Consider the following 25,443-nt stretch of genomic DNA (forward strand, 5'->3'; position numbering starts at 1 on the left):
GTCCTTCCGAGGTGACTCATCGCGGCACGGCCTGACAGCCTGTCCGTGTCAGCGTGACAGAAATCACATGGCCGCGGGGCCCGCGAGTCCGCCGAGCTGGACTGTCTCTGCATCTGAGAGCCCTCCGGGCAGAACACAAAGAAGTGTTTGCAAAGGATCATTTGCGGTTGTACGGTCGGGGCATGCCCGCCTCTGACAACCCCCGTGAGATCAGCCAGATCGTCCCGGACGCCACCGCGCTGAAGGCGCTGACCCACCCGGTGCGGCTGCGCATGCTCGGCATGCTGCGCATCGACGGTCCGGCCACCGCGACCCAGCTCGCCCAGCGCCTCGACCTCAACTCCGGCGCCACCAGCTATCACCTCCGCCAGCTGGCCCAGCACGGGTTCATCGAGGAGGACGACACCCGCGGGAGCCGGCGCGACCGGTGGTGGCGCGCCCGGCACGAGTCGACGGCGTACGGCCAGGACGAGGTCGATCGCGATCAGGACGACGAGGCCGAGGTCGCGTTCACGCAGGCGGCGCTGTCGTGGCAGACGACGCTCGCGCAGCGGTCGGTGCAGGAGCAGGCCGAGCTGCCGGAGGAGTGGCGGCGCACCACCGACCACAGCGACTACACGATCCCGTTGACCGCCGAGCAGGCGATGCAGCTCAAGCAGCGCGTGCACGAGGTCCTGCGCGAGGCGATGCAGAGTGCCCCGCCGCTCGGCACCCCGACTCCCGAGGGCACCGAGGTCTACAGCGTGCTCCTGCACGCCTTCCCCTATCCCGGGCGCCTGGTGCACCGCGACGACCCGGACACCGAGTCATGAGCAGCCGCAAGCCGTTCGTCGCGCTCGCGGCCGCCGAGACGTTCTCGATCTCCGGCACCCGGCTGTCGACCATCGCCGTCCCGTGGCTGGTGCTGAGCACCACCGGAAGCGCCGCACTCACCGGCGTCGTCGTGTTCACGGAGATGCTGCCCTACGTCCTCGCCAAGGCGCTCGGCGGGCCGCTGATCGACCGCCTCGGCCCCAAACGCGTTGCCATCACCTGTGACTCGGCCTCGGTGCTCGCCGTCGTCCTCGTCCCGGTGCTGCACGCGCTCGGTCTGCTGCGGTTCGGCCTGCTCGTCGCCATCGTGTTCGTGATGGGTCTGCTGCGCGGGCCGTCCGACGCCGCCAAGAGCTCGATGGTGCCCGACATCGCCGAGATCGCCGCTGTGCCTCTCGAACGCGTCACCGGCGTCGCCGGCATGATCGAGCGGCTCGGGTCCACCGTGGGTGCGGCGCTCGCCGGCGTCCTCGTCAGCTGGATCGGGCCGAGCCAGGCGCTCGGCGTCAACGCCGCGACGTTCGCGCTCGCCGCGCTCATCGTGCAGTTCGGCATCCCCGCGCTGCGCGAGCGGGGTGCGTCAGCGACCGAGCCCGAGCCGTCGTCGTACGGCCAGGAGCTGCGCGAGGGATGGCAGTTCCTGCGGCGTGACGCCGTGCTCGTCGGCATCGTCGTCATGGTCGCGACGACCAACCTGCTCGACCAGGCATGGTCAGCCGTCCTGCTGCCCGTCTGGATCAAGGACGGCGGCCACGGCGCCGGGCTGCTCGGCATGATGTTCGCGGTGTTCGCGGCGTTCTCGATCGGGGGCTCCGCGGTCGCGGCGATGCTCGGCGAGCGGTTGCCGCGACTGCCGGTCTACGCCGTGGCGTTCCTGATCTGCGGGCTGCCTCGGTTCGCTGTGTACGCGCTCGACGTGCCGGTCGCCGGTGTGGTCGTCACGCTGGCCGCCGGCGGATTCGCATCGGGGTTCATCAACCCGATCCTCGGTGCCGTGATCTTCGAGCGCATCCCGAAGCCGCTGATGGGTCGGGTGTCCTCGCTCAACACAGCGCTGTGCTGGGCGCTCATCCCGTTCGGCGGACTCGTCGGTGGTCTGCTCGTGACCGGTCTCGGCGTCTCGTGGGCCATGCTGGTCGTCGGCCTCGCCTACTTCGTCACCACGCTGGCACCGTTGGTACGCAAGAGCTTTCGCGAGTTCGGCACACCCCAGCGGTCGGGTGCGCCGGAGGCCGCCGACGTCGTACCCGCCGCATGATCGTCCTCACCGAGAGGCCCACAACGCGCTGAGAGGCCCACCTGTCCGGCTCGAACAGGTGGGCCTCTGGGCGACGAGTGGGCCTCTCGGCGAGAGCGGTTGGGTCAGAAGGCGGCTGCCAGCACGTCGAGGCCCTCGAGCAGCAGCCCGTCGCTGATCACCAGCGGCGGCAGGAGGCGTACGACGTTGCCGTAGGTCCCGCACGTCAGGATCACCACGCCCTGCTCGTGGCACTTCTTGGCGACGGCGGCGGTCAGCTCGGGGTCGGGCTGGGTGGTGCCGGGCTTGACGATCTCGACCGCGAGCATGCCGCCGCGACCGCGGACGTCACCGATGGCCGGCACCCGCTGCTGCAGCTCACGCAGGCGTCCGAGGGCCAGCTGCTCGATGTGCTGGGCGCGCTCGGTCAGGCCGTCGGCGCGCATCGTCTCGATCGACCCGAGCGCGGCGGCGCAGGCGACCGGGTTGCCGCCGTAGGTGCCGCCGAGGCCACCGGAGTGCACCGAGTCCATCAGCTCGGCGCGACCCGTGACAGCCGCCAGGGGGAGGCCGCCGGCGATGCCCTTGGCGGTCGTCACCAGGTCGGGGACGACGCCCTCGTGATCGCACGCGAACCACGCTCCCGTGCGCGCGAACCCGCTCTGCACCTCGTCGGCGATGAGCACGATGCCGTTGGCGGTGCACCAGTCCGCTAGTGCCGCAAGGAAACCCGGCGCCGGCACGATGAAACCGCCCTCGCCCTGGATCGGCTCGATGATGAGCGCGGCGATCTCGGATGCGCCCACGGCCTTCTCGGCGGCGAGGATCGCGCGCTGGGCCGCCTGCTCACCGGTCATGCCCTCGGGGTCGCGGAACGGGTACGACGTCGGCACCCGGTAGATGTCGGACGCGAACGGCCCGAAGCCCTTCTTGTACGGCATCGCCTTGGCCGTCAGGGCCATCGTGAGGTTGGTACGGCCGTGGTAGGCGTGATCGACCGCGACGACGGCCCGGCGACCGGTGGCGTACCGCGCGATCTTGACGGCGTTCTCGACGGCCTCGGCGCCGGAGTTGAACAGGGCCGACTTCTTGGCGTGGTCACCCGGCGTGAGCTCGGCCAGGCGTTCGCACACCTCCACGTAACCGTCGTACGGCGTGACCATGAAGCACGTGTGCGTGATGTCGGCGACCTGCCGCTGCACGCCCTCGACGACGCGCGGCGCGGACGACCCGACCGAGGTCACGGCGATGCCCGAGCCGAGGTCGATCAGCAGGTTGCCGTCGACGTCCTCGATGACGCCTCCGGCAGCGCGGGCGGCGTAGACCGGCATGACGGACCCGACACCTGCGGCGACGGCCTGGGTACGACGGGCGGCGAGCTCCTGCGAGCGCGGACCGGGCAGCGCGGTCTTGATCTCGCGGCGCTGGGGGACCTCGGTGGTCGTGGGCATGGCAGGGCTCCTTCGGTGCACAGCGTTGGGCAACGAGGTGCATCCTGCCACCGGCCGCGGGCGGCGCCGGGCTCAGCCCAGGGGCAGGGTGCCGGACCCGGCCGTGCTGCCGATGCGCGAGAGCACCTCGTCGTGCAGCAGGCCGTTGCTCGACAGGGCGTTGCCGCTCCAGCAGCCGTCGCGTCCGTCGAGGCCGGTGAACCTGCCGCCGGCCTCCTGCACGATCGGCACCAGCGCCGCCATGTCGTAGACCGCGAGCTCGGGCTCGGGGGCGATGTCGACGGCACCCTCGGCGACGAGCATGTGCGACCAGAAGTCGCCGTAGGCGCGCGTGCGCCAGCAGTCGTCCATCAGCTCGAGCAGCTCGCGGCGCTTGCCGATCTTGCGCCAGTCCTCGATGTCGCCGTACGACATCGAGGCGTCACGGATGCGCGAAACCTTCGAGACACCAACGCGTTTGGCGGACGACAGGCTGCGGCCGGTCCACGCGCCGGAGCCGATGGCGGCCCACCAGCGACGGTTGAGGGCGGGTGCGGCGACGAGTCCGAGCACGGGCTTCTCGTCGACGACGAGACCGATCAGGGTGGCCCACACGGGGACGCCGCGGACGAAGTTCTTGGTGCCGTCGATCGGGTCGATGACCCATCGACGCGGGCCATGGCCGGTGGTCTCGAACTCCTCGCCCGACACCGCGTCCCGAGGGCGAGTGCGCTTGAGCTGGGTGCGGATCAGCTCTTCGGCGGCGAGGTCGGCGTCGGAGACGGGGGACAGGTCGGGCTTGGTCTCGACCACGAGGTCATTGGCCTTGAACCGGCCCATCGTGGTGGGTTCGACCGCATCCGCGAGTACGTGAGCCAGGCGGAGGTCGTCGTCGTAGGTCGGCACTCGGCCGACCGTACTCGACGCGGGCGGCTCCTCAGGGGACTTCGCCGGGTTCGTCCTGCGAGCGGCGTACGAGCAGCCAGGTCTGGTGCGCAGTGATGAGCGCCGCGGTCCAGGCCAGACCCAGGGCCCAGCCCGCGCACACGTCGGTGAACCAGTGGTGGCCGAGGTAGACGCGGGAGAGCCCCATCGCGACCGCCCACAGGGTGCACAGGCCGACGACGACACCGCGCAGCCAGCCGCGGCGTACGCGCTGCAGCAGCAGGTAGCCGACGAGTGCGGCGAGCACGGTCGCGAGCAGGCTGTGGCCGCTCGGGAACGACGCCGACGTCTCGTAGGGCGGCACCGCCTCGGAGTACGGCGGACGGGCTCGCCCGACGATCACCTTGCCGACCCAGGTCATCGCCAGAGCGACGCTGAACCCGACGGCAGGGAGGAGGACGGCCGACCAGGTGCGCCACCGGATCGCGATGGCGCCGAGGACGACGACCGCCACCACCGGGAACCACGTCTCGCCACCCAGGTCGGTGAACCACGTGACGGCGTCGGCGCGCCCGGGCGTCCGCAGGTCGATCGCCGTGTCGAGCACCGGCTGGTCGAGGCCGGCGATGCCGTCGCCCTCCTCGACCGCGTCGTAGACCTCGGCGGCCGATGCGGTGAGTCCGAGAGCGAGGGCGGCGCCGAACGCCAGCAGCGCGAGGACGACGAGGTTCTCGCTGAGCCAGCTGCGTCGTGCGGCGACCGGGCGGACGACGCGGCGTACGACGGTGCGGGCCGTCCGTCGTCCCGGCGACGGCGGCGGTGTCGCAGGCGAGCTCACTCGCCGTCTCCGCGCGAGCGCAGCAGACGACGCAGGGACTCCAGCCGTGACGGCCCTGCCGGGCCGGCGTGGCCGTCGGCGACCCACGCGTCGAGGGCGCACTCCTCCTCGTCGTGGGTGCAGCCGCGCGGGCAGTCGGCGGTGCCGGGCTCGAGGTCGGGGAACAGGTGCACGATGCGAGCGGGATCGACGTGCGCGAGCCCGAACGAGCGGACGCCCGGTGTGTCGACGACCCAGCCGCCACCGGCGAGGGGCAGCGCCACGGCTGAGGTCGACGTGTGTCGACCGCGTCCGGTGACGACGTTGACATGGCCGGTGGCGCGGTCGGTGCCGGGGACGAGCTCGTTGACGAGCGTGGACTTGCCGACTCCGGAGTGCCCGACGAGCACGCTGATGCGGCCGTCGACGGCGGCGCGCACCTGATCGATGCCGCTGATGCCGTCATCGGTGACCGAGGTGACGACGTAGGGCACGTCGAGCGGTGCATAGCTGCCGACGAAGTCCTCGGCCGGACGCAGGTCGGCCTTGGTGAGCACGAGCAACGGGTCCATGCCGGCGTCGTACGCCGCGACCAGGCAGCGGTCGACCATGCGTGGGCGCGGCTCGGGGTTGGCGAGGGCGGTGACGATGACCAGCTGGTCGGCGTTGGCGACGACGACGCGTTCGTAGGGGTCGGTGTCGTCGGCCGTCCGCCGCAGGACGCTGCTGCGTTCTTCGACGCGCACGATGCGCGCGAGCGATCCGTCGGCACCGCTGGTGTCACCGACGAGAGCGACGCGGTCGCCGACCACGATGCTCGTACGACCGAGCTCACGGGCCCGCATCGCCGTCACCTGACGATCGTCGAGACGGACGGTCCAGCGGCCGCGGTCGACGGCGATGACCATGCCGACGACCGCGTCCTTGTGGGCCGGCCTGTCCTTGGTGCGTGGCCGAGAACCCTTGCGGCCCGGGCGAACTCGTACGTCGCTCTCGTCGTAGCGACGTCGCCCGCTCACGCAGTCACCCTCACGCTCGACCGAGCAGGGAGCTCCAGCGGGTCGTGAAGTCGGGCAGCGTCTTGCCGGTGGTGGCGACGTTCTCGATGACGACGCCCGGCACGCGCAGACCGAGCACCGCGGCAGCCATGGCCATCCGGTGATCGGCGTAGGTGCGGACGAGGTCACCGTGCAGCGGCCGCGGCCGGATCACCAGGCCGTCCTCGGTCTCGCGGCAGTCGCCGCCGAGGCGGTTGATCTCGGTGGTGATCGCTGCGAGCCGGTCGGTCTCGTGGCCGCGCAGGTGGGCGATGCCGCGCAGCTGTGACGGCCCGGACGCCAGCGCCGCGACGGCGGCCACCACCGGTGTGAGCTCGCCGACGTCGTGCAGGTCGAGGTCGACCCCGTCGATCTGGCCCGTGCCGCTCACGGTGAGTCCGTCGCGAGTGAGGCTGACGTCGGCGCCCATCGCGTCGAGGATGTCGCGGATCGCATCGCCCGCCTGGGTGGTGAACTGCGGCCACGACGGGACGGTGACCGTGCCGCCGGCGACGAGCGCCGCAGCGACGAACGGTGCGGCGTTGGACAGGTCGGGCTCGACCTCGACGTCGAGGGAGTGGATCTCGGACGGCTCGACGTGCCAGGTGTTGGCGTCGCCGTCGTCGACGATGACACCGGTGTCGCGCAGCGCCTCGACGGTCATGTCGACGTGCGGCTGTGACGGCAGGGGTTTGCCGTCGTGCACGACCGTGACGCCCTTCTCGAACCGGGCTCCGGCGAGCAGCAGCGCCGACACGAACTGCGACGACGCGCTGGCGTCGACGACGACCTTGCCGCCGGTGACGTGCCCGTTGCCCTCGACGGTGAAGGGCAGGCCCGGAGCGTCACCCGTGACCGTGATCCCGAGCGCCCGCAGCGCGTCGAGCATCGGGCCCATCGGGCGACGTCGCATGTGCTCGTCGCCGTCGAACTCGACCGGCCCCTGCGCGAGCGCGGCGACCGGTGGCAGGAACCGCATCACCGTGCCTGCGAGCCCGCAGTCGACGAGGGCCGGCCCGCGCAGGTCGCGGGGGCGGACGAGCCAGTCCTCGTCGACGTCGGTCACCTCGGTGCCGAGGCTGCGCAGTGCTGAGGCCATCAGCAGGGTGTCGCGCGAGCGCAGCGGACGCCGTAGGAGGCTCTCGTCGCCCGCGAGCGCGGCGAGGACGAGGAACCGGTTGGTCAGGGACTTGCTGCCGGGGACGGACACCGTGGCGTCGAGGGGCTCCTCGGCGTACGGCGCCGGCCAGTCGGCGTCGAGCGTGGTACTCGCAGGTTGAGCAGGCATCAGGTGAGCTTGTTCTCCGTCTGGGTCGCGAACAGCTTGGCCTCGCGGCGGGCTGCCTTGGCGGCGCGGCGCGCACCACGGCGGGACTGCTCGGCACCCTGGGCGGCGCGCCAGCGCAGGCTGGGCTTGCCCTCGGTGTCGACCGCGGCCAGGATCACGCCGCCGAGGATCGCGGCGTTGCGGAAGAACCCGGACTTCTTGGCGGCCTTGCGCGCCGGGTCGGTCTCGGCCCAGAAGGCCTCGTGGACGTAGGTGCTCGGGCCGATGAGGCTCGCGAGGAGTGCGGCCGCGGGGCGGGGCACGCGACCGGTGGCCAGCAGCGCGGCACCGGCGATCTGGGCGCCTCCGACGCCGCGGACGATCGTCTCGGGCTCGTTCGGCACGCCGGTCTGCTTGGCGGCCATCTCGACGAACGGAGCGAGCTCCTCGGCGTGCGCCTTGGGCGTACGCACGTTGTTGAGGCCCTCGTAGATGAAGTACGAGGCCAGCAGGGGGCGTGCCAGACGGCGGACGAGCATGCGTTCCACTCCTTGTGCGGATCGGGCGATGGTGCTCCTTGGGCCCCTACGGTATGCCCGGAGGCACGCAGAACGGGAGTCCACGCCGTGCACGGCCCGCCTATGCTCGCTGAGCATGTGCGGTCGTTACGCCTCGAGCGCGAGCCCGGAGGACCTGGTCGACGAGTTCGACATCGACCAGGACCGACTGGACGAGGCCACCCGAAGCGTCCTGGTCAACCCCCAGCAGCCTCCCGCCGGCGAGCCCGACTACAACATGGCGCCCACCAAGCAGGCGCCCGTGGTCCTCACCCGCGCGCCGCGTGGTGAGCCCGACGCCGAGCCGACCCGCCAGCTGCGCCTGCTGACCTGGGGGCTGGTGCCGGCGTGGGCCAAGGACACCAAGGTGGGCGTACGCATGATCAACGCCCGCTCCGAGGAACTGCTCGAGAGCCGCACCTACGCCAAGCCCGCCCTCGTACGCCGGTGCATCGTCCCCGCCGACGGCTGGTACGAGTGGCAGGTCAGCCCGACCGCGACCGACGCCAAGGGCAAGCCGCGCAAGCAGCCGTTCTTCATCCGGCGGGCCGACGGCGACCGCATCGCCTTCGCCGGCCTGTACGAGTTCTGGAAGGACCGCAGCAAGGACGCCGACGACCCGCTCGCGTGGGTCGCGTCGTACTCGATCATCACGCAGGCGGCCGAGACGGGGCTGGACCGCATCCACGACCGGCAGCCGCTCGTGCTCGACCGCGACCTGTGGCAGACCTGGCTTGACCCCGCCGTCACCGACCCGGGCGCGGTCGAGGAGATGCTGCAGCCGTCCGAGACCGGGCGCTTCGAGGCGTGGCCGGTCAGTCGCGCGGTCAGCAGCAACCGCAACAACGGCGCGACACTGATCGAGCCGGTCGGGCGCGACGAGCTGGTCGGCGTCGTCGACCCGATGACCGGCGAGGTCATCGGCGGAGGTGAATGACGTTGTCCGTCAAGGAGATCGAGACCCCGGCAGGCCTGGCGCGAGCCCACGTGTGGCGGGCTCGTGACCCGCGTGGATCAGTCGTCCTGAGCCACGGCGCCGGTGGTGGCATCGGGTCGAAGGACCTGCAGGCGCTGCGTGAGCTCGTCGACGAGGGCTGGACGTACGTCCTCGTCGAGCAGCCGTGGCGGGTGGCCGGCAAGCGCATCGCGTCCCCACCGAAAACCCTTGACACCGCTTGGGTTCCGATCATGCGGTCGCTCACGTCGGGCCGCTGGAAGCTCCCGCGGCCCCTCGTCCAAGGAGGTCGCTCGGCGGGTGCGCGTGTGGCGTGCCGGACGGCGGTCGAGGTGGGCGCAGATGCCGTGCTCGCGCTGTCCTTCCCGCTCCATCCGCCCGGAAAGCCTGAGAAGTCAAGGGCGTTCGAGGCACAGCTGGTGCTCGACGCCGAGCTGCCCCTGGCCGTCGTACAAGGTGATCGTGACCCGTTCGGGACGCCCGACGACGTACGAGACGCGCTGGGCTCACGCGCGCACGTGTTCAGGGCGCGCGGCGATCACAGCTTCAGCAAGCATCCCGAGGACGTCGTCGACGAGGTCCGGTCCTGGCTCAACACGGTCTCCGGCTGAACGGCGCCCTGTGAGGCATAGCCTGAACGCATGCCGCTGACGATCGGGTACAAGGCCTCTGCTGAGCAGTTCGACCCGCGCGAGCTCGTCGAGCTCGCCGTCCACGCCGAGCGAGTCGGTCTCGACTCGGCGTTCGCGTCCGACCACTTCCAGCCGTGGCGTCATCAGGGCGGCCACGCGCCGCACGCACTGACCTGGCTGGCCGCGGCGGGGGAGCGGACGTCTCGCATCCGACTCGGCACCTCCGTGCTCACGCCGACGTTCCGCTACAACCCGGCTGTGCTCGCGCAGACGTTCGCGACGCTCGGCTGCCTCTACCCGGGCCGGGTCGTCCTCGGCGTGGGCTCCGGCGAGGCGCTCAACGAGATCGCGGTCGGGCAGCAGAGCTGGCCCGAGTTCAAGGAGCGGTTCGGGAGGCTGCGCGAGTCCGTACGCCTGATGCGCCGCCTGTGGACCGAGGAGCGCGTGACGTTCGAGGGCGACTACTACACCACCAGCGACGCGACGATCTACGACCGACCTGACGAGCCGGTGCCGGTGTTCGTCGCCGCCGGCGGGCCCACCGTCGCCAAGTACGCCGGCCGCATGGGTGACGGCATGATCTGCACCTCGGGCAAGGGCCGCGAGCTGTACGCCGACAAGCTCGTCCCTGCGATGAAGGAAGGCATGGAGGTCGGTCGGCGCGAGCCGGGCTCGGTTGAGCAGCTGCTCGAGGTGAAGGTGTCCTACGACACCGACCCCGAGAAGGCTCTGGAGAACACCCGCTTCTGGGCACCGCTGTCGTTGACGCCCGAGCAGAAGCACTCGGTCCACGACCCGCAGGAGATGGAGCGCGTCGCCGACGAGCTGCCCATCGAGCAGGTCGCGTCGCGGTGGATCGTGGCCTCCGAACCCGAGGCCGTGGTCGAGCAGCTGCAGCCCTACCTCGACCTCGGGTTCGACCACCTGGTGTTCCATGCGCCGGGGCACGACCAGCGGCGGTTCCTGGACCAGTTCGCACGCGACGTCGTACCCCTGCTGCGCTCGCTCGGCTAGAGCGCGCCTCCGGCGGCGGTCGGAGCGGCGCTGTCGCCGCCGCCGTCACCGACCTTCTCGCGGGCCAGGTGGTCCTCGATCTGGAACCAGTCCTTGCCGGCACGCTCGGCGATGGCGAGCAGAGTGTTCATGGCGGCGACCTCCTCGACCTGCTCCTTGAGGAACCACAGCATGAACTGCTCGCCGAGGACGTCACCCTCGCTCCGGGCGGCGCGGAACAGCGCCTCGATCTGCGTGGTGACGATCTTCTCCTGCGACAGGGCGAGCGCGATCGGCTCGGTCGGGGCCTCGAACTCGCCGCGCACCTCGTCGACGCCCGGGATGCTGACACCCCAGTCGCGGTCGAGGAGGTACTGGACGATCATCATCGCGTGGTTGCGCTCCTCGACGGCCTGCGCGTAGAAGTGCGCGGCCAGACGGGGCAGGTCGTGGTCGTCGAACCACACGGCGATCGCGATGTACTGCTGCGAGGCGGTGAACTCGTGCCGCACCTGCTCGGTCAGCAGGCTGCGGAAGGTCGGCTGGGCGTTCTTGGCGCGGGGCATGCGGGCAACGTACGACGGCGCGCGCGGCTTGTCTCCCAAGGAAAGGCAAGCCCTCCCAAGGTCAGCCACACCTGACCTGACCGAGGCGGCCGGCGTACAGGGAATGTCCGGGGGACCTGGTGACGTTGAAGCGCACGTGCCCTGCTATAGGGCACAGACCGATGCTGACAGCAGAAGGAGCTCCGTTGCTGCTCGCCGCAAGTACGCCGACCGGGTACCGCACCGACGAGGTGCGGTCCGGCTCCGAGACGCCCGGCTCGGGGGCAGGACTAGGCTGGTCGACGATGACAGACGAGTCCGTGTCCGCCGAGACACCGAGCGACCGTACGCCGATCGACGACGCCCACGTCGACGTGGCGGCCGAGACCCCTGCCGAGCGTGCCGCACGCTTCGAGCGCGAAGCGATGCCGTTCCTGGACCAGCTCTACAGCGCTGCGCTGCGCACCACGCGCAACCCCAGCGATGCCGAGGACCTCGTCCAGGAGACGTTCGCCAAGGCGTACGCCGCCTTCCACCAGTACAAGCCCGGCACCAACCTCAAGGCCTGGCTCTACCGCATTCTGACCAACACCTACATCAACACCTACCGCAAGAAGCAGCGACAGCCGCAGCAGTCCGACTCGGCCGAGATCGAGGACTACCAGCTGGCTCGCGCCGAGGCGCACAGCTCGACGGGTCTGCGGTCGGCGGAGGTCGAGGCCCTCGACCACCTGCCCGACGCCGACGTCAAGCGCGCGCTGCAGGCCCTGCCCGAAGACTTCCGCATGGCCGTCTACCTGGCCGATGTCGAGGGCTTCGCCTACAAGGAGATCGCCGAGATCATGGAGACGCCGATCGGCACCGTGATGTCGCGGCTGCACCGTGGTCGGCGCCAGCTGCGTGAGCTGCTCAGCGACTACGCCGTCGAGCGTGGCTTCATCCGCGAGGGAGCGACGTCGTGACCACCCCTGAGAAGCCCAAACCGGAGTGCCAGGCCGTGATGGACCAGATCTACGCCTACCTCGACGGTGAGCTGGACCGGCCCTCCCAGGAGCTGCTCAAGCAGCACCTGCTCGAGTGCCCACCGTGCGTGGGGGAGTACGAGCGGGACCTGCTGCTGAAGTCCCTGCTGCAGCGGTCCTGCGCGTGCGAGGAAGCCCCCAGCGAGCTGCGCGCCCAGATCCTGACGCGCATCTCCGTGACGGTGACCACCGTGCAGGTCACCGACTGCTGACCGCGGTCGCCGTCCCCGAACACAACGCAGCCCCCGCTGGTGCCTCTGGGCACCACGGGGGCTGTGTCGTACGACGACCGGTTTGTGGTCGTCAGGACGGCCGGCTGGCGGCCGTCATGCTCAAGCGTTGGGCTTCTTGCCGTGGTTGGCGGCCTTGCCCTTGCGCGAGCGACGCTTGCGTGCGCGCTTGCTCATCTGGTGCTCCCTGCTTCGCAGAACCTCGGACGTGCCGAGTCGAACCGCGGTATTGTCCCACATGCCGCTCGGTCGTGGAGACACGAGCGGCTGAGTGATGTCTGGTCAGTTGTTGGACGTCCAGGTAAAATCACGTCATGTCTCGCCGTCCCCGGTGCGGCAGCAGGTCGGCCACGATCCCCCTCCGTGGCCGAGAGAGGAACGTCATGTGGGCCTACTTGGCTTCGATGCTCGGCATGTACAACGGCCAGTCCAACGCGTCAGGGATTGAGTGGGGCTAGTTCCGCGCTCGCCGTGGCAAGGCTGCTCACGCCACGATCACGCGCGCGTGACATTGCTTGGCTCGTCGCGGCGCTGGCTGTTGCGTTAGTTCTTTCGGCATTTATCGTTTGGATTCATGTCGGCGGCCCTCGGAGTTGGGCGACAGTCGCAGTGTTGGTGGCACTCGGAATACTGTCGAAATCGATCCGCATTAAGCAGGCCGAGTCCACGACGTACATTTCTTTCTCTGGAATTGTGCAGGCTGCGGCGATTGTGGTTGCGGGGCCAATTGCTTCAATGCTGGTTGGCTCCCTTTCTACGATTGGTTCCGTTCGCCGCAAGCAGTTGGCGATCCAGCGTATCTTCAACACGGTCATGAGCGGGCTCGTGTCGGTTTTGGGCGGTATCGCCTATCTGGCGCTAGGTGGTGTAATAGAGCCCCAGAATGGGCGAACCGCAACCGGAATTCTTGTGCACGTACTTGCCCCTTTGTTTGCCGCGAATATCATCATGCTCACTCTCAACGCTTTCCTGGTTGCCACCGTTATCAGGATTGCCGAAGGTATGCCCATTAGGCATTCGTTTGCGACTTCGGTTCGCGGTGGATGGATCCCGTACCTGGGATACGGGATCGTCGCATTTTTGTTTGCAGACCTCTGGACGGTTGAAGGGCTTGGTCCAGTTAGCGTGATCCTCGTTGTGGCGCCTCTCGCTCTAGCGCAGTGGTCAATGTCGCAGCAGGCTGCGGAGCAACGAACGCATTATCGTACCGTCGAGACAGTTGTCGCAGCTGTGGAAGCTCGTCACCCGAATACTCGCGGCGTAAGTCAAGCGGTCGCAAGCGTTTCCGGCGCAGTGGGCGACGAACTACGGTTGCGCGCCGGACAGGCAGAATCGCTGCAGTTTGCGGCGATTCTTCATGACGTGGGTTTGATTGCGCCTATGGTATCGCGGCATCGCATCGACGGGCGGCTTGGCGACTCTGACATCGCCCAGTACCTCACTCATCCTGACCGCGGGGTATCGATGCTGGAGGGGATTGAATTCCTGGAAGGCAGTACGGCCGCAATTCGTCACCACCACGAGCGATGGGACGGAACGGGGTATCCGAACGGGCTCGAAGGTGAAGAAATTCCGTTGCTGGCACGGATCGTGGCGGTCTCCGCGACTTACGTTGCGCTACTTCGCCGCACTGGGGACCCCGCATGGGCGCTGGACTCAATCAAGGCTCGCGCAGGGTCGCAGCTTGACCCTGGGTGCGTTGTCGCTCTGGACCAAGCGATTAGCCGCGGGCGGCTTGATCATTTGAAAACTTTGGCGATGCTGCCCGATCTGGATCACGATGATCCGGCCACATCGGATCTCCTTGCAGGGGTCCGGACGAGTGTGCGCCGATGAGTCGATTGGGCCGGAATCTCTTCGTGGTCAAGATGTCGCGGCTGCTTTCCTTTGTTGCGGTAGCGTTGGTGGGTGGGTTTGCAGTGGCAAGCCTGTTTCGTATTCCTGACCTGAGCGCACAGGATTATTGGGCCCTGTTCGCATTTTTCGGAGCGGCCTACGTGGGAGAACTGCTTCGGTTGCGCGGCCTGGGCGCACGTGGAATTTCTCCTGTGGCCGTCAGCGCGACATACGCGGCCGCGCTCGCCACAGAAGTTCCAGCGGGACGGCTGACGTTCGGTGCGCCGGAAGTCATGTTGGTATCGTGTGCTGCTCTCGTTGCGGGGGTGATATCGAGCAAGGTAATCACTGGAATGACTGCAAGCGTGGATGTCATGCCGTATGTGGCGCGTTTGTTGGCGCTCTTGGTGTTGGCCGTGGGGTTCCGCTCGGTCCCGTTCTCTGAGGACGGTGCGGTCGCAGGGCTCACATTCTGGCGAGGTGATCAATGGCGACTTGCGGCGGGAATGCTTCTTTCGGTCATGCTTGCGCATCTTGTCGAACTATTACTTCAGGTTGCCCTTCGCTCTTGTCGAACCCGTCAGCGCGTCAAGCATGTCTTGCAGGAAGATTTCCGGGAGATGGTTCCGGCATCGATGGCTGCGCTGTCGACAGCGGTGGTCATTGCACTTGGCATGCGTTCGCTCGGCTTGGTCGCGATCCCGCTCTTCATGGTTCCCCTGGTCCTCATGCGATTCGCCATGCAGCAGGAGGAACGCATCAATGCCGCCCGGATACAGACGGTTGCCGCGCTGTCACAGATGACTGACCTCGCCGGGTACACCGAGGCTGGCCACGCGAGACGGGTAGCTCTGCTGTGCTCACGCGTCGGTACAGCGATGAGGCTCACAGAGGAACAGCTGGGCGCGCTCGAGTCCGCAACGCTTCTGCACGACATCGGACAGGTGTCATTGGGCGCACCGATCCCGGCCGGAGCGACAGTCGACGCCGCACCGCGCGATCAGCAACGCATTGCTGACGAGGGGGCAGCAATCGCTGCGCAGGCCGGTGCAACGGAGCAGGTAGTGAACATTATTGAGCAACAGGCCATGCCGTTCCGACGGCTGGTTGAGGAGGGGGAGCCTTTGACGATGCCCGCCCGCATCCTCAAGGTCTGTAATGCCTACGACGACTTCAGCCACGGAGACCCGACAAAGCACGACAACGCGATCCTGCGACTGCGCCTAGGACTCGGCTACGAGTACGACCCGGAGGTTGTCGAAGCCCTCGCGCGCGTGATCGCCGGCGATGAGGTGGCCGCGGCCGTTCAATGACGCCGGGTGGTCCGCAGAGTGGGCGAGCGGACGTCACGGGCGCCAGGGACTGCGACTGATCTGGTAGAACATCCGTCGTCGTGGTTGGGAGGCCCGAGTGAGTGCACCATCCAAGGGGAGCCCGGTCGCGGCCTCGCCGGTCGAGTTGCTCCGAGCGATGGGACAGGCAGCCGTACAGGGGCATGTCCCAGATGAACTGCGCGCGCACGTCGGCGGGATGGAGCCGGGGTCGCATGACTGGGCCGCGGGTATCGATGCAATCTGGGTAGGCGGCCGTCGCATGCGTGAAGGCATGGCGGAGCTTGAGCGTTCCTGTTTGCGGACTGTCGAGAGCGTTGCGCCGACCATCAACCTTGCGATGGATCCCGAGCTCTACGCCCTTCATCGACGGTCCGCATCGCGTGGAGTGCGGAGCCGGTCGGTCCGGGAGCGCATTGCTCCGGTCGTGCTGTGCGACTCCCGATCGTGCGATTGCAACGGCGAGTTCTACTACGGCGAGTGCAAAGGAATCACGCTCGCAGTTCACGTGATCGACCGCGCGATCAGCGTGTTCACCGTGCACCGACCGGACCGGGAGTCGATGAGCATCGTGTCCAGCGATTCGAGGGTTGTTGGGCACAGCCTGCGGTACTTGGACAGCATCCAGGCGACCAGCATGCCGATGTTTGTGAAGGATCGACGTGCACCGCTGAGGCCGACGGTGCGGCAGCTGCGGATCTTGCACCTGATGGCGTACGGGCTGACTGACGAGAAGGTGGCCTCCGAACTGAAGGTCACGAGCCGTACGGTCCGTAACGACGTGGCTGCGCTCTACACGATGTTCGACGTGCACAGCCGGTTCGAGCTCGGCATTGCCTATCGCGACTGGATCGCTGGTCGATGACTGCCCAGCCCGTCGAGCTGCTGAGGGAGATGTCGTCGCGGGCGTTGGCGATGGGAGATGTCGAGGGGATGTGGCCCGCTGCGTGGTTCGGTCAGCGGGCGGGCATTGAGGATGCGCCCGCTGTGGAAGCGGTCTGGCTCGATTACGGGGAGCTCCGGGATGGCATGGAGTCGCTCGAGCCCAGCTGCTCAACGACGATTCGCGGTTGCGCAGACGTGGCGGTTCTGACGAATGATGACCGAGGGCGAGCGGCGCATCATCGTTCTGCTTCACGCGGCGTGCGTGCGTCGAACATCCGGCGCACGATCAGCCCTGATGTGTTGTGCGAGGCTGGTTGTCCCTGCCAGCGAACGGGCGGGGGATTCGCGGGGGACCATCCGGCTGTGCCGCTGAAGTCGCACCTGGTCGACGACCGGATCGCCGTGATCGGCGTCCCTGGCGCACCCTTTGGATCATCGATGCATGTCGTGACCGCGGATCGGGTCGTTGTGCGCAACATCAGCCTCTACCTCGATGAGCTACAGCAGACGAGTATGCCTGTCTTGACGCCTGACCGGCGGGCGCCGTTGCGGCCGACGGTGCGTCAGCTGCGGATTCTGCACCTGATGACGTACGGCCTGACCGACGAGAAGATCGCATCCGAGCTCACGGTCACCAGCCGTACGGTCCGCAACGACGTCAACGCGTTGTACACGATGTTCGACGTGCACAGCCGGTTCGAGCTGGGCGTCGCGTACACCCGCTGGATGGCCGGCCACTGAGACCGAGAACGGCAGAAGGTTCGAGCGCCATGACGCCCGAACCTTCTGCCGTTGGGACCGGACCGGAAGGCTAGGCCTTGCCGGTGGAGGGCTCCACGTCGTCGTACGGGTCGGGGTCGTACTGCTGGACCCGCGGGTCGTCGGAGTCGACGAAGTAGTCGGCCTTGCGCGTCTCGTCGACACCCTCGGGTGCCTTCACCGCGCGCAGGACGAACGTCAGCAGCACCGACACGAGCACGTTGATGACGAACGCCGTGAGCGCGATGTAGCCGAGCTTGCCGATGGTCGGGATTGTGTCGAGCGAGCCACCGAAGTGCTTGGTCGCAGGACTCTTGACGCCGTACGCCGTCACCGTGCCGTAGACCATCGCGACCGCCCAGCCGGCGAGCAGCGCCCACCGGTGCAGCCACCGTGTGTAGAGGCCGATGACGATCGCCGGGAACGTCTGCAGGATCCAGATGCCGCCGAGCAGCTGGAAGTTGATCGCGTTCTGCTTGTCCATCGTGAACACGAACAGCAGCGCGAACAGCTTGACCACCAGTGATGTCACCTTGGAGACCTTGGCCTCCTCGGCGACGGTCGCGTTGGGTCGCAGCCACTCCTTGTAGATGTTGCGCGTGAAGGTGTTGGCCGCCGCGATCGACATGATCGCCGCAGGCACGAGGGCGCCCACCGCGATCGCCGCGAACGCGATTCCGGTGAACCAGTCGGGGAACTGGTCCTCGAACAGCTGCGGAACCACCAGCTGGGCGTTGGGCTTGCCGTCCAGGCCGATTGGCTTGGTGCCGGCCGCGATCGCGACCCAGCCGAGCAGCGCCAGCAGCGCCAGCACGAACGAGTACGCCGGCAGGATCGACGCGTTGCGCCGGATCGTCTTGCGGCTCTTGGACGAGAGCACCGCGGTGATCGAGTGCGGGTACATGAACAGCGCCATCGCCGACCCGAACGCGAGCGTGACGTACGCCCACTGCGCCTTCGGCCCGACCGTCTCGGCGAACGGGGCGCCGGGCCCGTAGCCGGGCTTCGACGGCGGCACGGGCGCCGAGGTCTTGTCGTGCACGGCGTCGAAGATGTGGCTCCACCCGCCGACCTTGGCGGGCAGGTAGATGATCGCGACGATGATCACCAGGTAGATCAGGATGTCCTTGACGAACGCGATGATCGCCGGCGCACGCAGACCGCTGGAGTAGGTGTACGCGGCGAGGACGCCGAAGGCGATCAGCAGCGGCAGGTCCTTGGCCAACCAGTTGCCGCTGCCACCGATGCCGGCGACCTCCAGGACCGCCTGGATGCCGACCAGCTGCAGTGCGATGTAGGGCATCAGCGCGACGAAGCCGGTGACCGAGATCGCGAGCGACAGCGACCGTGAGCCGTAGCGGCCGCGGACGAAGTCGGCCGACGTGACGTAGCCGTGGCGGTGGCTGATCGACCACAGCCGCGACATGAAGAAGAAGATGATCGGGTAGGCGACGATCGTGTACGGCACTGCGAAGAACCCGGCCACTGCGCCGGCGCTGAACATCGCAGCGGGGACGGCGACGAAGGTGTACGCCGTGTAGAGGTCACCGCCGAGCAGGAACCACGTGATCCACGTGCCGAACGACCGACCGCCGAGGCCCCACTCGTCGAGGGACTCCATCGAGTCGGCCCGGCGCCAGCGCGCGGCCATGAAGCCCATCACCGTGACGATCAGGAACAGCACGATGAGCACGGTCAGGGCGACGCCGTTGACGCCGGTGCCCGGCGTGGACGGGTTGGCCTCGAAAGGCAGAAGTGCGTTCATCGGTCGTCACCCTCCTCGGCGTCGATGTGTGCCGACGTGCGCATCGGCACGTGCGGCCGCGCCTTCTGGACGACGACGTACGCGATCGACGTGCACGCCGCGCACAGGAACACCCACATGAGCTGGTACCAGATGAAGAAGGGGAAGCCCCACAGCTCGGGGTCCTTCTTGGCGTACCAGCCGACGGGGACCAGCGCGAGCATGGGGATGAGCAGCAAGATGCCCGCGAGCCAGAGCAGTCCGGTGTTGGCCGGTGGAGCCTGGTCGGGGTTCTCGTGATCAGTCACGAAAAGAACCTCCAGTGATGCCCGGAACGAGAAACATCCGAACGCTACCGGTCGTGACGCCGGTCACAGTGTTACTCGTCGGTGTTGCTCGGCAACGATCCGGACACGCGAACGGGCCCGCTCCGGCAAGGAGCGGGCCCGTCGACGTGAGACCGAGGTCAGGCCTTCTTGGTCTCGGCGAAGATCGTGGCGATCTCGTCGATCTTGCCGAGCAGCTCGTCGGCCGTCGCGACGTCCCAGCTGGCCTTGGTGCCACCGGCGCCCGCGAGCTTGGTGGCCTCGTTGACGAGGGTGTGCAGCTGCGGGTACTTCTCGAAGTGCGGCGGCTTGAAGTAGTCCGTCCACAGCACCCACAGGTGCTCCTTGACGAGCTGGCTGCGCTGCTCCTTGATGATGGCGGCGCGCGTCTTGAAGTCCTGGTCGTCCGGCTTCTCGGCGACCTTCTGCAGGATCGCCTTGATGGACTCGGCCTCGATGCGAGCCTGGGCGGGGTCGTAGACGCCGCACGGGAGGTCGCAGTGCGCGCTGACCTCGATGGTGGGGGCGAACAAGCGCTTGAGCATGGCTGTGAATCCCTTCGCACGTGGATGGCCGTTCATCGGCAACGTACCCCGCCCGGCGGCACCGCGAAACGGTCGGCCCTGCAGATGCGACCACGTCGCATCTGCAGGGCCCTCAACGCATTTCAGCCCGTACGCCGGTGCGGCAGCCGGGTGACGACGCGGGCTCGTACGGCGCTCTCGGGCAGCGCGCCCACGGTCCAGGAGTCAACGCCCTCGGCGGGGTTGTCGCACTCGACCCACCAGCCGTCGCCGTCACGCCGCGTGACCCGTTTGACCGCGACCGGCCGCGGCCCGTCGGGGCCTGGCGGCAGGTCGACGACGTGCGCCCGGCCGCGGACGACGCGTGCGCCGTACAGGACGAGCAGCCGGTCGCCGTCGCGGTAGGTCGGCAGCATCGACCGGCCTCGGACGACGGCGATCCCGAGCTGCACGCGACTAGTCGGTCGGCTCGGCGTGCAGCGGGTCCTCGATGACCTCGCGGCGGTGCTCCTCGTCGGCGTGCAGCCGCGACAGGAACGCGCGGGTGCGTTCGTGCTGCGGCCGGTCGATGACCTCCAAGGGCGGGCCGCTCTCGACGACGACGCCGGCGTCCATGAAGATCACGCGGTCGGCGACGCCCCGGGCGAACGACATCTCGTGGGTGACCACGATCATCGTCATGCCGTCCTGGGCGAGCTCGCGCATGACCGACAGCACCTCGCCGACGAGCTCCGGGTCGAGCGCCGAGGTCGGCTCGTCGAACAGCATCAGCTTGGGCTTCATCGCGAGCGCGCGGGCGATGGCGACGCGCTGCTGCTGACCGCCCGACAGCTGGGCGGGGTAGTGGTCGCAGCGGTCCTTCAGCCCGACCCGCTCGAGCAGCTCCAGGGCCGCTCCCTTGGCCTCGGCCTTGCCGATGCCCTTGACCTGGACGGGGCCCTCCATGACGTTCTCGAGCGCCGTCATGTGCGGGAACAGGTTGAACCGCTGGAACACCATGCCGATCTCACGACGCTGCGCAGCGATGCGCTTGTCGTGCAGCCGGTGCAGGCGACCGCCCTTGTCCTCGTAGCCCATGAGGTCGCCGTCGACCCAGATGCGGCCGCCGTCGATGTTCTCAAGCTGGTTGATGCAGCGCAGGAACGTCGTCTTGCCCGAACCGGATGGCCCGAGCAGGCACACGACCTCACCCTCACTGACGTCGAGGTCGATGCCCTTGAGCACCTCGTTGCCGTGAAAAGCCTTGGTGACGTTGAGTGCTCGCACCAGGGGTACGCCGCTTGCGGAGCCCTGTGCGTACGTCGAGTCGGTCGTCTCGGTCATCACTTACCTCCGCCGAGTCCGAGGAGTCGCGATCGCCCGGCGCCCGGCGCCGGGCGCGGTGGCGCCGAAGCCTCGGCCGAAGCGGCGCTCCAGGAAGTACTGCCCGATCATCAGGATCGTGCCGAGGATGAGGTACCAGATGCAGCCGGCGACGTAGGCGCCCATGATGCGGTACTGGGTGTTGGCGACCTGATCCACCTGGAACCACAGCTCCATGCTGATCGGGACCGCGAACATCAGCGAGGTGTCCTTGACCATGGCGATCGTCTCGTTGCCGGTGGGCGGGACGATCACGCGCATGGCTTGCGGGAGGACGACGCGTCGCATCGTCTTGCCGGGTGACATGCCGATCGCCTGGGCGGCCTCGGACTGGCCCTTGTCGACCGACATGATGCCCGCGCGGGCGATCTCGGCCATGTAGGCCGCCTCGGACAGGCCCAGGCCGATGATGCCGACCCAGATGCCCTTCGACAGGTCGTTGACGTCGAGTGACCCGATGGTCAGGTCGCTGGACAGCCCCAGCCAGCCGGCGAACTCCTTGCCGAAGGGCACACCGATGTCGAGCGTGGGGTAGAGGTAGGCCGCACCGGCGCCCAGCATCACCAGCAGGACGAGGCGGGGGACGGCCCGGAAGAACCAGGTGTAGACGAAGGCCACACCCTTGAGCACCGGGTTGTCCGACAGCCGCATGATCGCCAGCAGCACGCCGAGAACGACGCCGATCACCATCGCGCCGATGGTCGCGACGATCGTGCCCTTGACCAGACCCTCGAGGACCGGGTTGTACCGCATCACCTTGGGGACGAATTCCCAGTCCCACTTCTCGTTGGTGACGAACGAGCTGATCATCATCGCGATCAGCACCGCGATGACCGCGAGCGCGACCCATCTCCAGGGGTGCCGGACCGGTCGGGCGTCGATCTTGCCCGGCCGCTCCGTGTCCGGCGTCGCCGGACCCGGCGTACCTGCCGCTGCGTCGGCGGGGGAGGACATCAGGGGTTGACCGCGAAGTTGCTGATGGCGCCGCCCTCGGTCTTCCACTTCTTCAGGATCGCGTCATAGGTGCCGTCGGCCTTGATCGCCTTGAGCGCATCGACCAGGACACCGGCGAACGCCGTCTGGCCCTTCGGCAGTGCGAAGCCGTAGGGGGCGCTGTCGTAGTTGTCGCCCAGCAGCTCGACCTTGCCACCGTTCTTGGTGACCGCGTCGACCGAGACCGGCAGGTCGGCGGCCATCGCGTCGGCGCGACCCGACACCAGGTCGGTGGTCGCCTTGACCTGGGCGTCCTCAATGAGCAGCTTGATGCCCGGCTTGCCGGCCTTCTTGCACGCGTCGCTGCGCTTGTTGAGGTCGTCGACCTGCACCGTGCCCTTCTGCACCGAGATCGTCGCCCCGCAGGCGCTGGCCGGGTTGACCTTCTTGGGGTTGCCCTTGGCCGTCACCCACTGGGTGCCGGCGGTGAAGTAGCTGACGAAGTCGACCTGCTGCTTGCGCTCGGGGTTGATCGTGAGCGAGGAGACCGCCATGTCGTACTTCTTGGACTTCACGCCGAGGATGATCGAGTCGAAGCCGGCATTCTGGTAGTTCATCTTCAGACCGAGCTTGGCGGCGACGGCGTCGAGGATCTCGATGTCCATGCCCTCGATGGTCTTGCCGTCGGCGGCGAGGTACTCGTTGGGCGGGTACGACGCGTCGCTCGCGACGTTGAGAGTGCCCTTGGCCTTGATGTCGGCCGGCACCTTGGCCGCGAGGGAGGTGTCCTGCGAGACCTTGGTGGTCGGGCCGGCAGGGGCGCTGCTCTTGTCGCCACCGGTGTCGAGCGAGTCCGAGCCGCACGCGGTCAGAGCGAGCAGCAGCGAGGTGGCCGCAGCGATGGCGCCGACGCCAGTGGCGCGGCTGAGTCGAGATGACATGGGGGAGGTCCTTCCAGCGGCCGTTCGGGTGCGAGCATCTTGCCACTGAGGTGACCGGTCGGCGTACGTCAGGTGGTTGAACGTGACGTCACCGTGACCGACCTAGCATGAGGATCCCGGTCTCGAGCGTCGTCCTTACACTTTTCCGCATCCGGAAACGTTGTTGCTCAGGGGCCGCATTCTTGCGATTCTTCTTGAATTCGAGGAAGTCCAGTGAGGGGAATCTGAAATGCGCAAACCTGCGAAGAGAAGGACCGCCGTAAGCAGCGCGGTAGTGGCGGTGGCCATGTGTGTCTCGGTCGGCGCCTTGGTAGTGGGGGCGGGATCGGCCGAAGCCGATGCTCCGACGGGTTCCGTGCGGGTTTCTGGGGTGGCAAAACAGAGTACGAATGCCGCTGGCGACTCTCCGGCCGCGCCGGCAAAGACGGTGCAGCCCATGGCGGTGACGTGGCCAATCAATGGAGCGATCTACACTATCAGACCATCGTTTAGCGGAAAGTGTTTGACAGTCAACCGAAACTCGTACTCCGATGGTGCTGCGATCAATCAGTACCAGTGCCTGGGGCGGGCGAATCAGCGCTGGCGAATGCTTAAGCCCAACGGAGGGGTTGGCGCTCCGGTCGATTATTATTTTCAGGCAGTGAGCACCGGAAAATGCATGACTGTCAGCCGCGGTTCTACGAATCGCGGAGCGCGAATCGTACAAATGCCCTGCCAGTTTACGTCGCACCAGCGGTTCAGGATTCATAACGGGCTCTGGAGTTCGCAGGTGAGTATTCCACTCCATGCCCAGCTCACTGACGGGCGATGCCTGGACATCCAGGGAGCTAGCCAAGCTAACAACGCCGCACTTCTTCAGTGGGGGTGCAACGGAAGAGCGAACCAGAAATTCAGTTTCTTCCGCTCGTAGTTGATCAGTAAGCCCGGGTCGGCACTGTCCCCAGCGTCGCAAGGCCCACCAGTCCCGCGGATGCGGATACCTCCGCAGGGCTGGTGGGTGGACCCCTGCATCGAATCGTCCACGGGCCGACCACTGGGAGAGTGAGCGTGTGCAGGTGGTTGAACGTGACGTCACCGTGACCGGCGGGCGACGGCCACGAGGATCGGCGGTGCACACCCGCGCCGGTCCTGCATCACGGGTCCGGCGACGGTCCTGCTGGGCTACCGTGACCCGCATGAAGATCGTGGTCGTCGGCCTGGGGTACGTCGGGCTCGCCAATGCGGTGATCCTCGCCCAGCGCCACCAGGTCGTCGCCGTCGACGTCGACGCGCGTCGGGTCGAGATGGTCAACGCCCGTCAGTCGCCCATCGAGGACGCCGAGCTCGAGGACTACCTCGCGCACCGCGAGCTCGACCTGCGCGCAGTGCAGGCCTCGCCCGAGGCGTACGACGGAGCCGAGCTGGTCGTCATCTCGACGCCGACCAACTACGACCCCGACCGCAACTACTTCGACACCTCCACCGTGGAGTCCGTGCTCGCCGACGTCGCCGCGGCGGCTCCGGACGCCGTGGTCGCGGTCAAGTCGACCATCCCCGTGGGGTTCACCGACCGGATGCACCAGGTCCACCCCGACCTGGCTCTGGTGTTCTCACCTGAGTTCCTGCGCGAGGGCAAGGCGCTGTGGGACAACCTGCACCCCAGCCGCATCGTCGTCGGCGGGCCCGAGCACGCGGCCAAGATGTTCGCCGACCTGCTCGCCGAGGGTGCGCTCGACGAGGCGCCCGTGCTGCTGACGGGCGCCAAGGAGGCCGAGGCGATCAAGCTGTTCGCCAACACCTACCTCGCGATGCGCGTCGCCTACTTCAACGAGCTCGACAGCTACGCGCTCGCGCACGGCATCGACTCGCGCCAGGTCATCGAGGGCGTCGGTCTGGACCCGCGCATCGGCACGCACTACAACAACCCGTCGTTCGGCTACGGCGGCTACTGCCTGCCCAAGGACACCAAGCAGCTGCTCGCGAACTACCGCGATGTCCCGCAGACGCTGATCAAGGCGATCGTCGAGTCCAACACCACCCGCAAGGACGTCATCGCCGACGACGTGCTGCGGCGAGGCCCCAAGGTCGTCGGCCTGTTCCGGCTAGCGATGAAGGAAGGCTCGGACAACTTCCGCGAGTCCAGCATCCAGGGCGTCATGAAGCGCCTCAAGGCCAAGGGCATCGAGGTGCTGGTGTACGAGCCCAACCTCGACGAGCGGCGCCTGTTCAACTCCGAGGTCGTGCGCGACTTCGAGGAGTTCTGCGAACGCTCCGACCTGATCCTCGCCAACCGCCTCTCACCGGTGCTGGCCGGCGTCGAGGACAAGGTCTACAGCCGCGACCTCTTCGGCAGGGACTAGACACCGCGTACGACGACCTCGCCTGTCCGCGCCCGGTGCGGAT

General features: G+C 67.8%; 28 protein-coding genes. 13 read left to right on the top strand and 15 right to left on the bottom strand.

Annotated elements, in window-relative coordinates; all coding sequences use genetic code 11:
• The first annotated feature begins 182 nt into the window (after positions 1-182).
• On the top strand, positions 183-812 hold the full coding sequence (locus VV01_RS04435) for an ArsR/SmtB family transcription factor (RefSeq protein ID WP_050668837.1): 630 nt from the start codon (positions 183-185) through the stop codon (positions 810-812).
• Positions 809-2,071 carry an MFS transporter gene (locus tag VV01_RS04440; protein ID WP_050668838.1) on the top strand — a complete coding sequence of 421 codons (1,263 nt, stop codon included), beginning with the start codon at positions 809-811 and terminating at the stop codon, positions 2,069-2,071. The genes VV01_RS04435 and VV01_RS04440 overlap by 4 nt, the downstream gene beginning before the upstream one ends.
• A 104-nt stretch (positions 2,072-2,175) precedes the next feature.
• Here VV01_RS04440 and gabT read toward each other — a convergent pair whose 3' ends face one another.
• From gabT to VV01_RS04470, 6 genes are all read right to left on the bottom strand, one after another.
• A complete protein-coding gene (gabT, locus tag VV01_RS04445; protein WP_050668839.1) occupies positions 2,176-3,501 on the bottom strand; it encodes a 4-aminobutyrate--2-oxoglutarate transaminase in 1,326 nt (441 codons plus the stop codon).
• Between the two features lie 72 nt (positions 3,502-3,573).
• The gene (locus tag VV01_RS04450; RefSeq protein WP_050668840.1) at positions 3,574-4,386 is read right to left on the bottom strand and encodes an inositol monophosphatase family protein; all 813 of its coding nucleotides are present in this window, start codon (positions 4,384-4,386) and stop codon (positions 3,574-3,576) included.
• Positions 4,387-4,417: 31 nt separating this feature from the next.
• Positions 4,418-5,203: a phosphatase PAP2 family protein gene (locus VV01_RS04455; RefSeq protein ID WP_050668841.1), complete on the bottom strand. Its 786-nt coding sequence runs from the start codon at positions 5,201-5,203 to the stop codon at positions 4,418-4,420.
• Positions 5,200-6,201 (bottom strand): ribosome small subunit-dependent GTPase A, encoded by a 1,002-nt coding sequence (gene rsgA / locus VV01_RS04460; protein ID WP_050668842.1) that lies wholly within the window; start codon positions 6,199-6,201, stop codon positions 5,200-5,202. The genes VV01_RS04455 and rsgA overlap by 4 nt, the downstream gene beginning before the upstream one ends.
• 10 nt (positions 6,202-6,211) lie before the next feature.
• A complete protein-coding gene (gene aroA, locus VV01_RS04465; RefSeq protein ID WP_050668843.1) occupies positions 6,212-7,507 on the bottom strand; it encodes a 3-phosphoshikimate 1-carboxyvinyltransferase in 1,296 nt (431 codons plus the stop codon).
• The gene (locus tag VV01_RS04470; RefSeq protein ID WP_050668844.1) at positions 7,507-8,025 is read right to left on the bottom strand and encodes a DoxX family protein; all 519 of its coding nucleotides are present in this window, start codon (positions 8,023-8,025) and stop codon (positions 7,507-7,509) included. The genes aroA and VV01_RS04470 overlap by 1 nt, the downstream gene beginning before the upstream one ends.
• A 115-nt stretch (positions 8,026-8,140) precedes the next feature.
• Between VV01_RS04470 and VV01_RS04475 the strand changes: the two genes are divergently transcribed.
• The 3 genes from VV01_RS04475 to fgd are packed head-to-tail and all read left to right on the top strand — an operon-like array spanning position 8,141 to position 10,644.
• Positions 8,141-8,980 carry an SOS response-associated peptidase gene (locus tag VV01_RS04475; protein WP_050668845.1) on the top strand — a complete coding sequence of 280 codons (840 nt, stop codon included), beginning with the start codon at positions 8,141-8,143 and terminating at the stop codon, positions 8,978-8,980.
• The gene (locus VV01_RS04480; protein WP_071606285.1) at positions 8,977-9,609 is read left to right on the top strand and encodes an alpha/beta hydrolase family protein; all 633 of its coding nucleotides are present in this window, start codon (positions 8,977-8,979) and stop codon (positions 9,607-9,609) included. Before VV01_RS04475 ends, VV01_RS04480 begins: the two co-directional genes overlap by 4 nt.
• A gap of 30 nt (positions 9,610-9,639) precedes the next feature.
• A complete protein-coding gene (fgd, locus tag VV01_RS04485; protein WP_050668846.1) occupies positions 9,640-10,644 on the top strand; it encodes a glucose-6-phosphate dehydrogenase (coenzyme-F420) in 1,005 nt (334 codons plus the stop codon).
• On the opposite strand, the gene VV01_RS04490 is transcribed toward fgd, so the two are convergent.
• Positions 10,641-11,189 carry a ferritin gene (locus tag VV01_RS04490; protein WP_050668847.1) on the bottom strand — a complete coding sequence of 183 codons (549 nt, stop codon included), beginning with the start codon at positions 11,187-11,189 and terminating at the stop codon, positions 10,641-10,643. The genes fgd and VV01_RS04490 overlap by 4 nt on opposite strands.
• A gap of 284 nt (positions 11,190-11,473) precedes the next feature.
• Here VV01_RS04490 and VV01_RS04495 point away from each other — a divergent pair, with 284 nt between their 5' ends.
• Positions 11,474-12,130, top strand: a complete 657-nt coding sequence (locus tag VV01_RS04495) for a sigma-70 family RNA polymerase sigma factor (protein ID WP_050671717.1) — start codon at positions 11,474-11,476, stop codon at positions 12,128-12,130.
• Positions 12,127-12,402: a mycothiol system anti-sigma-R factor gene (rsrA, locus tag VV01_RS04500; RefSeq protein ID WP_071606286.1), complete on the top strand. Its 276-nt coding sequence runs from the start codon at positions 12,127-12,129 to the stop codon at positions 12,400-12,402. Before VV01_RS04495 ends, rsrA begins: the two co-directional genes overlap by 4 nt.
• Positions 12,403-12,522: 120 nt before the next feature.
• Here the strand turns inward: rsrA and VV01_RS24875 are convergent, their stop codons facing one another.
• On the bottom strand, positions 12,523-12,597 hold the full coding sequence (locus VV01_RS24875) for a 50S ribosomal protein bL37 (RefSeq protein ID WP_370670776.1): 75 nt from the start codon (positions 12,595-12,597) through the stop codon (positions 12,523-12,525).
• 294 nt (positions 12,598-12,891) lie between these two features.
• On the opposite strand from VV01_RS24875, the gene VV01_RS22755 reads away from it, so the two are divergent.
• The 4 genes from VV01_RS22755 to VV01_RS22760 all read left to right on the top strand — a co-directional run bounded on the left by VV01_RS22755 (position 12,892) and on the right by VV01_RS22760 (position 17,213).
• Positions 12,892-14,256: an HD-GYP domain-containing protein gene (locus VV01_RS22755; protein ID WP_157508735.1), complete on the top strand. Its 1,365-nt coding sequence runs from the start codon at positions 12,892-12,894 to the stop codon at positions 14,254-14,256.
• The gene (locus tag VV01_RS04505; protein ID WP_157508736.1) at positions 14,253-15,569 is read left to right on the top strand and encodes an HD-GYP domain-containing protein; all 1,317 of its coding nucleotides are present in this window, start codon (positions 14,253-14,255) and stop codon (positions 15,567-15,569) included. The genes VV01_RS22755 and VV01_RS04505 overlap by 4 nt, the downstream gene beginning before the upstream one ends.
• Before the next feature lie 97 nt (positions 15,570-15,666).
• Positions 15,667-16,452, top strand: a complete 786-nt coding sequence (locus tag VV01_RS04510) for a helix-turn-helix transcriptional regulator (RefSeq protein WP_197274987.1) — start codon at positions 15,667-15,669, stop codon at positions 16,450-16,452.
• Positions 16,449-17,213, top strand: coding sequence for a helix-turn-helix transcriptional regulator (locus VV01_RS22760; RefSeq protein ID WP_082220821.1), 765 nt, complete (start codon positions 16,449-16,451; stop codon positions 17,211-17,213). Before VV01_RS04510 ends, VV01_RS22760 begins: the two co-directional genes overlap by 4 nt.
• Before the next feature lie 70 nt (positions 17,214-17,283).
• On the opposite strand, the gene mctP is transcribed toward VV01_RS22760, so the two are convergent.
• The 7 genes from mctP to VV01_RS04550 all read right to left on the bottom strand — a co-directional run bounded on the left by mctP (position 17,284) and on the right by VV01_RS04550 (position 23,061).
• Complete coding sequence (mctP, locus tag VV01_RS04520; protein ID WP_050668852.1) at positions 17,284-18,996, bottom strand: monocarboxylate uptake permease MctP; 1,713 nt, start codon at positions 18,994-18,996, stop codon at positions 17,284-17,286.
• Positions 18,993-19,283, bottom strand: coding sequence for a DUF3311 domain-containing protein (locus VV01_RS04525; RefSeq protein ID WP_197274988.1), 291 nt, complete (start codon positions 19,281-19,283; stop codon positions 18,993-18,995). The genes mctP and VV01_RS04525 overlap by 4 nt, the downstream gene beginning before the upstream one ends.
• A gap of 158 nt (positions 19,284-19,441) precedes the next feature.
• Positions 19,442-19,846: a superoxide dismutase, Ni gene (sodN, locus tag VV01_RS04530; protein WP_050668853.1), complete on the bottom strand. Its 405-nt coding sequence runs from the start codon at positions 19,844-19,846 to the stop codon at positions 19,442-19,444.
• A gap of 122 nt (positions 19,847-19,968) precedes the next feature.
• On the bottom strand, positions 19,969-20,277 hold the full coding sequence (locus tag VV01_RS04535) for a S24 family peptidase (RefSeq protein WP_082220822.1): 309 nt from the start codon (positions 20,275-20,277) through the stop codon (positions 19,969-19,971).
• A 4-nt stretch (positions 20,278-20,281) separates the two neighbouring features.
• Positions 20,282-21,148: an amino acid ABC transporter ATP-binding protein gene (locus VV01_RS04540; protein WP_050668854.1), complete on the bottom strand. Its 867-nt coding sequence runs from the start codon at positions 21,146-21,148 to the stop codon at positions 20,282-20,284.
• A 3-nt stretch (positions 21,149-21,151) separates the two neighbouring features.
• A complete protein-coding gene (locus VV01_RS04545) occupies positions 21,152-22,141 on the bottom strand; it encodes an amino acid ABC transporter permease (protein WP_050668855.1) in 990 nt (329 codons plus the stop codon).
• Positions 22,141-23,061, bottom strand: a complete 921-nt coding sequence (locus VV01_RS04550) for an ABC transporter substrate-binding protein (RefSeq protein WP_050668856.1) — start codon at positions 23,059-23,061, stop codon at positions 22,141-22,143. Before VV01_RS04550 ends, VV01_RS04545 begins: the two co-directional genes overlap by 1 nt.
• 436 nt (positions 23,062-23,497) lie before the next feature.
• Between VV01_RS04550 and VV01_RS24880 the strand changes: the two genes are divergently transcribed.
• Both VV01_RS24880 and VV01_RS04555 read left to right on the top strand, forming a co-directional pair.
• Positions 23,498-23,971, top strand: a complete 474-nt coding sequence (locus VV01_RS24880) for an RICIN domain-containing protein (protein ID WP_071606288.1) — start codon at positions 23,498-23,500, stop codon at positions 23,969-23,971.
• A 265-nt stretch (positions 23,972-24,236) separates the two neighbouring features.
• Positions 24,237-25,400 (top strand): nucleotide sugar dehydrogenase, encoded by a 1,164-nt coding sequence (locus VV01_RS04555; RefSeq protein ID WP_050668857.1) that lies wholly within the window; start codon positions 24,237-24,239, stop codon positions 25,398-25,400.
• Positions 25,401-25,443 lie beyond the last annotated feature (43 nt).

This window comes from Luteipulveratus halotolerans (assembly GCF_001247745.1).
GTDB classification, from domain to species: Bacteria; Actinomycetota; Actinomycetes; order Actinomycetales; family Dermatophilaceae; genus Luteipulveratus; species Luteipulveratus halotolerans.

What these genes read in the sequence shown, in the direction of transcription:
- VV01_RS22760 (WP_082220821.1), top strand. Translation starts at nt 16,449, where the DNA reads ATGACTGCCCAGCCCGTCGAGCTGCTGAGGGAGATGTCGTCGCGGGCG.
- mctP (WP_050668852.1), bottom strand. Translation starts at nt 18,996, where the DNA reads ATGAACGCACTTCTGCCTTTCGAGGCCAACCCGTCCACGCCGGGCACC.
- VV01_RS04480 (WP_071606285.1), top strand. Translation starts at nt 8,977, where the DNA reads ATGACGTTGTCCGTCAAGGAGATCGAGACCCCGGCAGGCCTGGCGCGA.
- VV01_RS04540 (WP_050668854.1), bottom strand. Translation starts at nt 21,148, where the DNA reads ATGACCGAGACGACCGACTCGACGTACGCACAGGGCTCCGCAAGCGGC.
- gabT (WP_050668839.1), bottom strand. Translation starts at nt 3,501, where the DNA reads ATGCCCACGACCACCGAGGTCCCCCAGCGCCGCGAGATCAAGACCGCG.
- VV01_RS04495 (WP_050671717.1), top strand. Translation starts at nt 11,474, where the DNA reads ATGACAGACGAGTCCGTGTCCGCCGAGACACCGAGCGACCGTACGCCG.
- VV01_RS04555 (WP_050668857.1), top strand. Translation starts at nt 24,237, where the DNA reads ATGAAGATCGTGGTCGTCGGCCTGGGGTACGTCGGGCTCGCCAATGCG.
- VV01_RS04475 (WP_050668845.1), top strand. Translation starts at nt 8,141, where the DNA reads ATGTGCGGTCGTTACGCCTCGAGCGCGAGCCCGGAGGACCTGGTCGAC.
- aroA (WP_050668843.1), bottom strand. Translation starts at nt 7,507, where the DNA reads ATGCCTGCTCAACCTGCGAGTACCACGCTCGACGCCGACTGGCCGGCG.
- VV01_RS04490 (WP_050668847.1), bottom strand. Translation starts at nt 11,189, where the DNA reads ATGCCCCGCGCCAAGAACGCCCAGCCGACCTTCCGCAGCCTGCTGACC.
- VV01_RS24880 (WP_071606288.1), top strand. Translation starts at nt 23,498, where the DNA reads ATGGCGGTGACGTGGCCAATCAATGGAGCGATCTACACTATCAGACCA.
- VV01_RS04550 (WP_050668856.1), bottom strand. Translation starts at nt 23,061, where the DNA reads ATGTCATCTCGACTCAGCCGCGCCACTGGCGTCGGCGCCATCGCTGCG.
- sodN (WP_050668853.1), bottom strand. Translation starts at nt 19,846, where the DNA reads ATGCTCAAGCGCTTGTTCGCCCCCACCATCGAGGTCAGCGCGCACTGC.
- VV01_RS04470 (WP_050668844.1), bottom strand. Translation starts at nt 8,025, where the DNA reads ATGCTCGTCCGCCGTCTGGCACGCCCCCTGCTGGCCTCGTACTTCATC.
- VV01_RS04505 (WP_157508736.1), top strand. Translation starts at nt 14,253, where the DNA reads ATGAGTCGATTGGGCCGGAATCTCTTCGTGGTCAAGATGTCGCGGCTG.
- VV01_RS04545 (WP_050668855.1), bottom strand. Translation starts at nt 22,141, where the DNA reads ATGTCCTCCCCCGCCGACGCAGCGGCAGGTACGCCGGGTCCGGCGACG.
- fgd (WP_050668846.1), top strand. Translation starts at nt 9,640, where the DNA reads ATGCCGCTGACGATCGGGTACAAGGCCTCTGCTGAGCAGTTCGACCCG.
- VV01_RS04435 (WP_050668837.1), top strand. Translation starts at nt 183, where the DNA reads ATGCCCGCCTCTGACAACCCCCGTGAGATCAGCCAGATCGTCCCGGAC.
- VV01_RS04440 (WP_050668838.1), top strand. Translation starts at nt 809, where the DNA reads ATGAGCAGCCGCAAGCCGTTCGTCGCGCTCGCGGCCGCCGAGACGTTC.